The organism is Actinomadura sp. NBRC 104425, assembly GCF_030269545.1.
GTDB classification, from domain to species: Bacteria; Actinomycetota; Actinomycetes; order Streptosporangiales; family Streptosporangiaceae; genus Spirillospora; species Spirillospora keratinilytica.
In genome coordinates, this window is record NZ_BSTN01000140.1 from 1 (window position 1) to 315 (window position 315).

Annotated in this window: 1 protein-coding gene; it reads left to right on the plus strand. The window is 69.8% G+C overall.

Annotated elements, in window-relative coordinates; genetic code table 11:
• Window positions 1-315 (plus strand): AMP-binding enzyme (locus QSK22_RS33470; protein WP_285498531.1); only part of this gene is annotated, 315 nt, incomplete at both ends.

The window sequence follows — 315 nt, forward strand, 5'->3', positions numbered from 1 at the left end:
GCGGATGTACCGCACCGGCGACCTGGCCCGCTGGACGCGCGACGGCCGGTTGGAGTTCGTCGGCCGGGCCGACGAGCAGGTCAAGGTTCGTGGGTTCCGGGTGGAGCCGGGCGAGGTCGAGGCCGTCCTGGCCGAGCACGAGAGCGTTGACCGTGCGGTGGTGCTGGTCCGAGACGAGCGCCTGGTGACGTATGTCGTGCCGTCCAACGGTGCGGTAGACGCTGCGGCTCTGCGCGAGCATCTGTCGGCCGCTGTGCCCGAGTACATGGTTCCGGCCGCCTTCGTGCAGCTGGAGGAGTTGCCGCTGACGGTCAA